Annotated in this window: 6 protein-coding genes; 1 reads left to right on the plus strand and 5 read right to left on the minus strand. The window is 30.9% G+C overall.

Translation table 11 applies throughout. The features are described from left to right. Together ACMOUI_RS08125 and ACMOUI_RS08130 are read right to left on the minus strand one after the other, a co-directional pair. A partial coding sequence (locus ACMOUI_RS08125; protein ID WP_418965226.1) for a WYL domain-containing protein occupies positions 1-620 on the minus strand: 620 nt, incomplete at its 3' end. Between the two features lie 29 nt (positions 621-649). After that, positions 650-1,999 (minus strand): alanine/glycine:cation symporter family protein, encoded by a 1,350-nt coding sequence (locus tag ACMOUI_RS08130; protein ID WP_418965227.1) that lies wholly within the window; start codon positions 1,997-1,999, stop codon positions 650-652. Positions 2,000-2,302: 303 nt separating this feature from the next. Here ACMOUI_RS08130 and brnQ point away from each other — a divergent pair, with 303 nt between their 5' ends. Continuing rightward, a complete protein-coding gene (brnQ, locus tag ACMOUI_RS08135) occupies positions 2,303-3,562 on the plus strand; it encodes a branched-chain amino acid transport system II carrier protein (protein ID WP_418965228.1) in 1,260 nt (419 codons plus the stop codon). A gap of 49 nt (positions 3,563-3,611) precedes the next feature. Here brnQ and ACMOUI_RS08140 read toward each other — a convergent pair whose 3' ends face one another. Genes ACMOUI_RS08140 through hutH form a run of 3 tightly spaced genes read right to left on the minus strand, consistent with a single transcriptional unit; the run spans position 3,612 to position 7,909 of the window. Further along, positions 3,612-4,799, minus strand: a complete 1,188-nt coding sequence (locus tag ACMOUI_RS08140; RefSeq protein ID WP_418965229.1) for a M20 metallopeptidase family protein — start codon at positions 4,797-4,799, stop codon at positions 3,612-3,614. A gap of 21 nt (positions 4,800-4,820) precedes the next feature. Further along, positions 4,821-6,353, minus strand: a complete 1,533-nt coding sequence (locus ACMOUI_RS08145; protein ID WP_418965230.1) for an AbgT family transporter — start codon at positions 6,351-6,353, stop codon at positions 4,821-4,823. A gap of 14 nt (positions 6,354-6,367) precedes the next feature. Next, a complete protein-coding gene (gene hutH / locus ACMOUI_RS08150; protein ID WP_418965231.1) occupies positions 6,368-7,909 on the minus strand; it encodes a histidine ammonia-lyase in 1,542 nt (513 codons plus the stop codon). Positions 7,910-8,054 lie beyond the last annotated feature (145 nt).

The raw sequence follows: 8,054 nt of genomic DNA on the forward strand, positions 1-8,054 counted from the left end.
TTTATCAACAATCTCTCTCCTAAAAAAGGATCAAAATTTTTCCTCATATTTTCAATATATTTTTTATCTCTAACTTGAATCTTTTCATTCAGAATCCCTAGTATTGTAACATCCTTTAATTTTATACTTCTATATATTTTATGCTCATCATCATAGGCAAATATGAAGTTTTCATCCCCTTGATCCTCTCTTTTTATAAAATATGGTGATATTGTGAAACTTTCCTCCATATAGAGTACCCGTATTTTTACCTTATTTTTTATGGCATCCAAAACTACTTTATATGTATCTTGGAATATAAATATCTCTCTTTGGTACTTAAACTGTGATGAATATACTTCAAATAACTCTCTAAAAAATTCAGCTTCTACATCCACATCATTCGCTCTTAATATGTCATAATAGATACTTTTATTAGCTACATTGAGATCAAATTGTATAACTTTTTTTAAAGGCCTTCCCTGAGGTTCTATAAATTTATCTATGTCAAATTTTTTAGTATACTTAAATTTATCTAAAATAAAATTACACAACTTATTGTTATTTATTCCAAATTCTTCTGAATCCTTTTTTAAAAGCCTCCAGATATCTTCTGAAACTGTAACTCTCACTTTTTTCATAGTCTAATTCCCCCATAATCTTCTATAATTTATGGGTTTATTTTAACACATCCTTTTAATTTTTGCTCATATTTTTCCAAGTAGACAATACTCTCATTTATTAATGGCGCAATTGTTACTATGTTTATCACTGTCATAAGTCCCAATCCAAAATCAGCTAATGACCATACAAAATAGTTTTGCTCAACTCCACCTACATATACCATCCAAACTACAATAACTTGATAAACTATATTTAACTTTGAGTTATTACTGATAAATTGAAGGGCATTTTTACCATAGAATGTAACACCCAATATAGTACTAAATGAAAAGAAAAATAATATTATTACTGTGAAAGGTATTCCAATCCATCCTATATGAGTCTTTAAAGATTCCTGAAATAAAACCATTCCACTCAATCCATTTAAAGCTTCACTATCTGCTAAAAGTACCACAAAAGCTGTGGCGCTACATATCACCAATGTATCCACAAATACACTTAATGATTGAACCATACCCTGCTTAACTGGCTCATCTACATCTGCTAAGGCTGCAGCATAGTTTCCATTTCCACTTCCAGCTTCATTTGAAAACAATCCTCTTCTAACTCCTTGCATTATAATACCACCAAGAGCTCCTCCAGCAAATTGATTTATTCCAAAAGCGGCTGAAAATATCTTTCCGAACACAGTTGGAATCTGTGTTATATTTATTAAAAGTACATATAATACAACTGCTAAATACATAAAAGCCATCATTGGCACAATCTTATTTAAAGCTGTTACAATAGTATCTTTTCTTCCCTTTCCAAAAATAGTTATTGCAACTAACACTGCTAAACCTATAGAAATTATTGTTGGATTGATCTTATATGCTCCAACAACTGACTCTGTAATTGAGTTTGCCATAACTTGGATAACCCCTATATAACATATAATAGATGCCACGGCATAGACAACTCCAAGCCATCTCTTTTTTAATCTATTCTTTATAATCCAAGGAGTTCCTCCTCTATAGTTTCCATTTTGGTCTTTTTCTCTATGGATAACTGATAGAACAGACTCTATAAATGCTGTTGAAGCTCCCAAAAGAGCAACTATCCACATCCAAAATAATGCTCCAGGTCCACCTATGGATATTGCAGCTACAACTCCCGCTATATTTCCAGCTCCAACTCTACATGCTGTTCCCAGATAAAAAGCCTCTAATGAGCTCATTTTTTCACCATCTACTCTTTCGCCTTTCAGTGTTTTTACCACTTCACCAAACAGTCTAATCTGCATAAATTTTGTCTTATAACTTGCATATAATGCCATTCCTATCAGCATAATAACAAGTATATTTTTCTCCCATAAAATCATATTTGTTCCGTCTATTATAGATTTTAATAATTCCATTTTAGCTCCTCCTTCTGTTCCTGTATTTTCTATAGTTATCCTAGCATTTATTTTTTTTTATGAGTAGATAACAATTTTTTTATTTTTTTGTTCGTATTTTTGGAAAACAAACCCTTTATTTATAAAGGGATTTCTAGTTTAAGGGGGATGTTTTTTGTTCTTTGTACTTATTTTTAAGTACAACCATACTCTTTTTTCAATATTTTTTCCTTGCTTTTTTTTCTATTTTTTGGTACAATTTTTCTAATTATTTAAACACACACATTTTTTTATTACAACAATACTAAAATTTTGGAGGTTATAATGAACAAAAAGAAAGAAATTTTAATTTTAGGTTTCGCTTTATTTTCTATGTTTTTTGGTGCTGGAAATCTATTATTTCCCCCTTCTGTTGGAGTAGCAGTAGGAAAAGAGTGGTTTCAAGCTGGCCTAGGATTTTTCCTAACTGGTATCGGTTTACCTTTACTTGGAATCCTTGCATTTACAAAGGTTGGGAGCTTAGATGAGTTTGCAAATAAAGTTTCTAATAGATTTAACACAATTTATTCAACTATATTAATATTGGTTATTGGTCCACTGTTTGCTATTCCTAGAACAGGATCAACAACTTTTGAAATGGGAGTTCTACCTTTATTCCCCAATTCAAATCCAACAGTCATCGCTATCGTGACATCTGTTGTTTTCTTTGGAATAACTTTATTTCTAGTTTTAAATGAGTCAAGTATAACTGATATTTTAGGAAAGTTTTTAACTCCTATTATTCTTACTATTCTTTCTTTAATAACTATTCTTGGAATAACAAGCGATCTTGGAACTCCAGTTGATTCTGTTATAAACGGAAATCCTTTCTCTTATGGATTCGTTAGTGGATATCAAACAATGGATGCTTTAGCATCTGTTCTATTTGGAGTTATTATTATTAGAGGACTTGAAGGAAAAGGAGTAACTGATACTAATGAGCAAAAATCTTTTCTAAGTAATGCTGGATTTATTGCCGCTATAGGTCTTGGATTTATATACTTGAGTTTAATATATTTAGGAGCACAAATCAGTAGTATTAAAGGACTTACTACTGCTCAAACAACACTGACTTTAGCTCAATTAACTCTAGGAAATGTTGGGAAAATAGCTTTTGGTATCTGTGTTGCCGCTGCTTGTTTAACAACTTCTGTAGGTTTAGTTGCACTTGCTAGTGAGTGGTTTTCAAAGCTAACAAAAATCTCTTATAAAAAAATTGCTTTTGGTATCTGTGTTTTTTCAACTATACTTTCTGTTGCTGGATTAGACTATATAATCGGTCTATCTATTCCAGTTCTAGTGATACTTTATCCTGTTACTATAGTTTTAATTTTATTAAATATTCTAGGTGTTAAAAGTCACATTGTATTTAAAGCAGTGGTTACAATAACACTGATTGTAAGTATAGCTGAAACTTTAAAAATAAATTTAGATTTTATTCCATTAGCTAAGGCTGGATTCCCATGGATTTTACCAGCTTTAATAACTTTTATCTTAACTTTATTTGTTAAAGAGAGTAAAATATCCATAAATAAAAATGCTTAAATATACTATATAAAATAAAAAGAGGAAAAATACTTTTCCTCTTTTTTAATTACTTAAAAGTTTCCAAATAATCATATGCCACTTGAGCTAAAGCTTTAGAACTGATCTCTAAATTTTTATCATCCCATTTTAAACGTGGATGATGTAAAAGAGTTTCAATATCCTCTTGATTTTCTTTTGTTCCTATAAAGAAAAAATTACTTGGAACTTCATTTGATATATATGAAAAATCTTCAGAGCCCATAAGCGGTTCACTCATTAAAATTACATTTTCCTCTCCTACCACATTAGCTAATGAGGATTTAGTAAAATTAAATAAATTGGAATCGTTTTTTAGTGTTGGGTACATTCTTTCAATAATAAAGTTATAACTTGCTCCATAAGCGCCACAAAGTCCCTTTAATATATTATCCATTTTATTTAAAATATCTGTTGTAAGATTTTCATCAAATGTTCTAATTGTTCCCTTAATGGTTAATTTATCAGGAATTACATTCCCAGCCTCTCCAGCTTTGATACTACAACAGGATAAGACTGCTGGCTGCATTGCAGATATATTTCTACTTACAATATTTTGAAAATTTATAACTGCTTGACACCCTATTATAACGGGATCCACAGTCTTTTCTGGAGTAGAACCATGACCTCCAACACCATTGATCTCTATATCAAATCCAGTTGGATGAGCCATTAAATTTCCATCTTTAAATAGTATCTTCCCTGCGGGATAATTAGGCCATAAGTGACATGCATATGCCGCATCAACTTTTGGATTCTCTAATATTCCTTCATCTATCATAGGTTTAGCTCCACCTGGTCCCTCTTCAGCAGGCTGAAAAACTAATTTTATATTTCCTGATATATTATCTTTAAGTTCATTTAAAATCATAGCAGCCCCAAGTAGACCTGCCACATGTCCATCATGACCACAAGCATGCATAACCCCAGGGATTAGAGATTTGTACTCACTCTCTGTTTCTTCATTAATTGGGAGTGCATCCATATCAGCTCTCAGTAAAACTGTTTTACCCGGCTTATTTCCTTTAATTAATGCAACAATTCCAGTTTTGGCAATTTCACTTTGATATGGAATACCCAAAACATCAAGTTCTTTTTTTATTAGCTGAGCCGTTTTAAACTCTTGAAATCCAAGTTCTGGATACTGATGTAGCTCTCTTCTTATAGCTCTCATTTTTTCTAAATTTTTTTTAGCAAGAGCATCTATCTTATGTATCATTATTTACCTCCAAATATTATTTTATATTCCTAAAGATAGTTCAAACACTATAAATATAATCAAAAGTGATATACTACCAAATAAAGTGGTAATAGCATAGGGAATCATATTGGCAACAAGAGTTCCTATTCCAAAATTTTTATCATATTTTTTACAAACTGCCAAAATCAAAGGTAAGTATGGAAATAACGGTGATATCATATTTGTTGAAGAATCCCCTATTCTATAGGCTATTTGTGTCAATGATGGATCATAGTCCAATAACATAAACATTGGAATAAAGATAGGTGACAATATTGCCCATTTAGCCGATGCACTTCCTATAAATAGGTTTATAAACCCTACTAAAAATATGAACATTACCATTAGTGGTATACCCGATAATGAGGTTTGACTAAGTTTTTCGGCACCTTTTATAGCCAAAACAATACCTAGATTGCTTTTTCCAAAAAGATTAAGAAATTGTGCAGCCACAAAAACTATAAAAATATATCCACCCATCTCTCCTAAACTCTGCCCCACCATCTTAACAATATCCTTATCATTTTTAATTTTATTTGTTATTTTTCCAAATATTATCCCTGGAATCATAAAGGCAAGCATCATAATTATAATTAATCCACCCATAAATGGGGATTTAACAGATACTAATGACCCATTGGCATCTCTTAAAAAAGATGTTTTTCCAAGAGTTAAAGAGATTATAATTAAGAAGTATACTATTAATGAATATCCAGCATATTTTAGTCCTTTTTTCTCTAAATCTCCTATTTCATCACCATCATCTTTTATTAAATCTTCATCAAATGGAAATCGTGGCTCTATAAATTTTTTTGTAACTAAAGTTATTATAAACATTTGAAAACAAGCATTTAACATATTAAAAAATATAGTCATCGCTGGACTTCTCATAAAAGATGGATCCAAAGTTTGAGCCGCTGGAATTGTAAAAGAAGTTATTAAAATATCATTTAAACTTACAAATAATCCAGAGCAAAATCCAATAGCTGCCCCTGCATATGCTAAAAGTATCCCTATAATTGGGTTTTTATTAAGTTTTAAAAATATTAAAGCTGCCAAAGGGGGTAAAACAACAAATCCCGCATCTCCAATTCCTGTAAAAATCAAACCCATAATAACAACTGCATAGTAGACTACTCCTTTGGGAACTTTGACCATCACTATATTTAGTAGTGTTTCTAATAGACCACTTTTATCAGCAACACCAATTCCAATCATAGCAACTAAAACTACTCCTAGTGGTGGATAAGTTTGAAAAACATTGATCATTTCAACTAAAATCTGTTTTAAATTTTCTTTGCTCAACAAATTATTAACAGTTATAGATTCTTTAGTTATCGGATGAATTGCCGTAACGTTAAACTTATTACAAAAATATGAAATTATTAAAATTAAAAAACATAGTATAACAAAAATTGTAACAGAATCAGGGAGCTTATTTCCTATTTTTTCAAATAAATCTAAAATTTTATTAGCTATACCCGGAGATCTATTTTCCTTTAAAATAAGTGATTCATCTTCAAATTTACTCATAGATACCTCCTAAACTAATTTTTTATATGTTGCTGGGCTCTTTCCAATGAATCAATTATTGAGTTATTTTTTACTATCTCTTCAACAGCATCTATATCAGAGTACATAACTCTATCCTCACTATAATAACTTACTTTTTCTCTAACGATCTTATAGGCCTCTTTCGTTCCTAAACCAAGTAGAGAGCTCGATTTTTTTAAATCTATTGCTTGACAAGCACATAGAATCTCCATTGCTATAACTTTTCTAGCATTTCCTAAAATTTCACCAGCTTTTCTAGCTGCTATTGTTCCCATTGATACATGATCCTCTTGATTAGCTGAAGAGGGAATAGAATCAACAGATGCAGGATGAGCCAATACTTTATTTTCTGAAACCAATGAAGCAGCACTATATTGAACAATCATAAATCCAGAGTTAACTCCACCTTTTTCCACTAAAAATGCAGGTAATCCATTATTTAATTGAGGATTAACTAATCTTTCAATTCTTCTTTCAGATATGTTAGCCATTTCTGAAAGAGCTATGCCTAAAAAATCAAATGGCAATGCCATCGGCTGCCCATGGAAGTTTCCACCAGAAATAACCTCATCCTCTTCTACAAATATGATTGGGTTATCAGTAACTGCATTCATCTCTATTTCAACTTTTGTTTTTATAAAATTAAAAGCATCTTTACTTGCTCCATGAATTTGTGGTATACATCTTAAAGAGTAAGGATCTTGGGTTCTTAGCTCCCCTTGCTTTGTTATACACTTACTTCCTTTTAAAATCTTTCTCATATTTTCAGCTGTTGTTATCTGTCCAGCGTGAGGTCTAACTTTATGAACTTTTTTATCAAAAGCACAAATAATACCATTTAATGCTTCCATGCTTAAAGCTCCAGCTAAATCAAGATGTTTCATCAAATTTAGAGCATCATATGTAACATGGGCACCAATAGATGTCATAACTTGTGTTCCATTTATAAGAGCTAATCCTTCCTTTGATGAAAGAGACTCTAAAACTTTAACATCCGCCTTCTCCATAGCTTCTTTTCCAGAAAGAAGTTCACCATTATAATAAGCTTTTCCCAACCCTAGCATAACTAAGACCATATGAGAAAGGGGTGCTAAATCTCCAGATGCTCCTAAAGAACCTTTCTCTGGAATATACGGAGTCACATTCTTATTAATCATTTCAACCAAAGTATCTAAAGTTATTTTTCTAACTCCAGAATGTCCTTTACAAAGATTTATAACACGTAATAGCATAATTCCACGAACATACTCAATAGATAGAGGATTTCCAACTCCACACGAATGACTCATTATAAGATTCTTTTGAAGAGTTTCAGTTTCATCTTCAGATATAACTTGATCAGAAAACTTTCCAAAGCCAGTTGTTATTCCATAACAAACTTTTTGATCTTTAACATATCTTTCAACTAACTCTCTAGCCTTTTCAACAGCCTTGTAGACATCCTCTGAAATCATAACTTTATAACCTCTTCTAGTAACATTAATAAAATCTTCCAACAAAATCTCTTTTTTTTCAATTGTGTAAATGTTTTTCATATTTCCTCCTCATAAGATAACTTAAAATTAATAATTTTATTTTAATTACTACAAATTTGTATTTAAATTATAAAATCTCTAAACATATTTTTAAAGTCGATTTATTAATTCTGTAATTTGATTAATCCCTTATATACCTTTTAAA

The organism is Cetobacterium sp., assembly GCF_048470075.1.
In the GTDB taxonomy this organism is placed as follows: Bacteria; Fusobacteriota; Fusobacteriia; order Fusobacteriales; family Fusobacteriaceae; genus Cetobacterium_A.

Coding starts and splice junctions, on each gene's coding strand:
- ACMOUI_RS08130 (WP_418965227.1), bottom strand. CDS start 1,999: ATGGAATTATTAAAATCTATAATAGACGGAACAAATATGATTTTATGG.
- brnQ (WP_418965228.1), top strand. CDS start 2,303: ATGAACAAAAAGAAAGAAATTTTAATTTTAGGTTTCGCTTTATTTTCT.
- ACMOUI_RS08140 (WP_418965229.1), bottom strand. CDS start 4,799: ATGATACATAAGATAGATGCTCTTGCTAAAAAAAATTTAGAAAAAATG.
- ACMOUI_RS08145 (WP_418965230.1), bottom strand. CDS start 6,353: ATGAGTAAATTTGAAGATGAATCACTTATTTTAAAGGAAAATAGATCT.
- hutH (WP_418965231.1), bottom strand. CDS start 7,909: ATGAAAAACATTTACACAATTGAAAAAAAAGAGATTTTGTTGGAAGAT.